Source organism: Thermostichus sp. OS-CIW-26, from assembly GCF_054058395.1.
On the sequence record NZ_JBSSAG010000067.1, the window covers coordinates 1 to 2,890 of the forward strand.

Genomic DNA, 2,890 nt, shown 5'->3' on the forward strand with positions numbered 1-2,890 from the left:
GTAAACCAGCCTAGAGGTTCGTGGTTGGCTTGCCAACTGCAGGGCTGCCGAAAGCCCGCCCTGTACTGCGAAGCAGTCAGGGTCGGGTAGTTTACTTTGGGTTGTCTTCCTTTTGATGATTTGATGAGACTTTTGATGATTTGATGAGATCGACGGAGTTTCTTTTGCTCCCATGACTGCCACTCTTGCTCCTGCTCCTTCCTGCTTCTTTCTGGCCGGCTTATCTCCTCTGGAGCAACTGCAACTGGCTCCTATTGTCCAGCGCCTAGAGGCAGGGGGAGCCCTCTTGCCGGATGCGCAGATCCATCGCCTGGAGGTGATCGGGATCCTGCACAGCTACGGAGAGGTTCTGGACGCCTATTCTCGCAACTTGATCTTCATTGCCGACCACCAATTTTTGGAGCTCTTCCCGGCGTTTAAGTATTTCAACGGCGAGATTACCCTGGGCAAATGGCTGCGCTACCTGTGGCATGACCGCATCAACTACGAGTTTGCCGAATACTGCATGAAGGCTATGCTCTGGCATGGGGGAGGGGGGCTAGACCGCTACCTGGATACCCCTGAATTTGTCGAGCGGGCCAAGAGAGCCATCCGGGCCAAAATCCGCTTCAATCCCTTCTTGCAGGGCTTGGGGATCCTGTTTCCCGACTTTGCTCTGGAACAGGTGCGCATGCTGGCTATGTACAGCGGCTTGGGCCAGTTTTGGCGGGTGATGAGCGATATTTTCCTGGCGCTGGCCAAGCGCTCTGAGACAGAACCCCACCTCACCATTCCCGACGTGGTGGCTCACATCCAGCAGGGGTTGGTGGCAGCTGCCGACAAGCCTATCACCTACGCTCCCTGCATCTGGGGCCGCCGCTACGAGATCATCCCTCTCTCGGCGGGTCTGACTTTCCTATCAGATACGGCTATCCCCTATGTGGAAGCGGTGTTTTTCCGCTCCTTTCCCTTTATGGGCACGGTTTCCTACAACGCCCAGGCCGGTCAGATTCCGCAAGAGCAGGCGGATTTTGCCTATGGGGCCCTGTATGCCGACCCACTGCCGGTGGGGAGCGCCGGGATCCCACCCACCCTGTTGATGCAGGACATGATGCGGCACTTGCCCCCTCGCTTGCGGGAACACTACCGCCGCAACCTGCGCGGGGAGGAGGATCTGCGGGTCAAAATCTGCTTGAGCTTCCAGAAAGCCATGTTCTGCGTCACCACTGCCGCCCTGCGGGCTCTTGCCCCCTTCCCTCTGGAAACTCAGGATCCCCAGCAGCAGTTGGCCAACCGCAAGTTTCTGGCTCCTTGGCTGCAGCGCCTGCTGGGATCCCGTCTGTTAAAGGTGCAGGAAGAAAGGGTTGAGGCCTAGCTGAGCTGGGAACTGCTACTTTTGGTTACTGGAAGGGGGATCCCCTTTTCGGATACAATATCTGCGCCCAGTTGAGCAATGGGGTGGCGTAGCCAAGTGGTAAGGCAGAGGTCTGCAAAACCTCTATGCGCCAGTTCGAATCTGGCCGCCACCTTTTAAACCTTACTTGCATCCCAAGCAGGGCAAGCATGAAAGACAAGCTGATATTGATGATCCCCGGCCCCACTCCCGTTCCCGAGAGTGCGCTGCTGGCGATGGCACGGGGGCCCATCGAGCACCGCAGCAAAGAGTTCACCGCCATTTTGGAAGAGGTCACCGATGGGTTGCGCTGGCTGCACCAAACCACCTCCGATGTGTTTGTCTTTTCCGCCAGTGGCACTGGTGCCATGGAAGCCGGGATCCTCAACACCCTCAGCCCTGGGGATCGGGTTTTGGTGGGGGTGAACGGCAAGTTTGGGGAGCGCTGGGCGGAAATGTCCGAGCAGTTTGGCCTTCAGTGTGAGCGGGTGGAAACCCCCTGGGGGATCCCTTACCCCGTCGAGATCTTCCAAGAAAAGCTGGCTGCCGACCGGGAAAAAACCATCAAAGCCGTCATCCTCACCCACTCGGAGACTTCCAGCGGCGTAGCCAACGATGTCCAAGCCATTGCTGCTGCTGCCCGCGAGCACGGGGAAGCCCTCGTCCTGGTGGATGGGGTCACCAGCGTGGGGGCAATGCCGGTGTTAATGGACGAATGGGGCTTGGATGTGGTGGCCTCGGGATCCCAGAAGGGCTATATGATCCCACCAGGGCTGGGATTTGTGGCCGTCAGCCCGCGGGCCATGGCCGCTACGGAGCGCTCTAGGTTTCCCAAGTACTACTGGAGCTTTAAGCTGGCGCAAAAGGCCCTGCGCCAAGGCACCACTCCCTTTACACCGGCGGTGAACCTGTTTTACGCCCTGCAGGTTACCCTGCGCATGATGCGCGCAGAAGGGTTGGAAGCCATCTACCGGCGTCATGCCAAGCTGGCCCAGGCCACCCGTGCTGGCGTCAAGGCTCTGGGGCTAAAGCTCTTGGTTGATCCAGAGTCAGCGGCCAGTCCTTCGGTAACAGCTGTACTCGCTCCCGAAGGGATCAACGCTGACACCATCCGCAGCACCTTGAAGAAACACTTCGACATCGCCCTTGCCGCTGGACAAGACCACCTCAAGGGCAAAATCTTCCGCATTGGCCATTTGGGCTTTATCAGCGACCGCGATGTGCTGATGACCTTGGCTGCTCTGGAGTCAGCTTTACACACCGTGGGCTACAGCGACTTCACCCCAGGGGCGGGAACTCGCGCCGCCGAGGAAGTATTGGCCCACGGCTTCTGAGCCCCCAGCTCAGCTAGAAATCGCAGGAGCCCCGCACTGTACCCGTAGGGTCAGTGCCGGGAGGAATGCGCTTTGATGAAGTACAATGGACTTATGAGCCAAGTCCTGACCATATCCTGTAAGCTCAAGGCGTTCCCGTCACAAGCCGCCAAATTGGACGCGACGATGGATGTCTTTGTGCAGG

At 58.4% G+C, this 2,890-nt stretch carries 2 protein-coding genes and 1 tRNA gene; all 3 read left to right on the forward strand.

The genetic code is table 11. The annotated features are described in order from the left end of the window. Positions 1 to 172: 172 nt before the first annotated feature. The gene (locus tag ACVW0C_RS14200) at positions 173 to 1,354 is read left to right on the forward strand and encodes a CO2 hydration protein (protein ID WP_457386044.1); all 1,182 of its coding nucleotides are present in this window, start codon (positions 173 to 175) and stop codon (positions 1,352 to 1,354) included. Positions 1,355 to 1,436: 82 nt separating this feature from the next. Continuing rightward, positions 1,437 to 1,508: transfer RNA gene (locus ACVW0C_RS14205), tRNA-Cys, on the forward strand. Between the two features lie 34 nt (positions 1,509 to 1,542). Beyond that, positions 1,543 to 2,706, forward strand: coding sequence for a pyridoxal-phosphate-dependent aminotransferase family protein (locus ACVW0C_RS14210; RefSeq protein WP_414419384.1), 1,164 nt, complete (start codon positions 1,543 to 1,545; stop codon positions 2,704 to 2,706). Positions 2,707 to 2,890: the final 184 nt, after the last annotated feature.

Bases quoted from the DNA above. Each gene is read 5' to 3' on its own strand.
- ACVW0C_RS14200 (WP_457386044.1), top strand. From the start codon at position 173: ATGACTGCCACTCTTGCTCCTGCTCCTTCCTGCTTCTTTCTGGCCGGC.
- ACVW0C_RS14210 (WP_414419384.1), top strand. From the start codon at position 1,543: ATGAAAGACAAGCTGATATTGATGATCCCCGGCCCCACTCCCGTTCCC.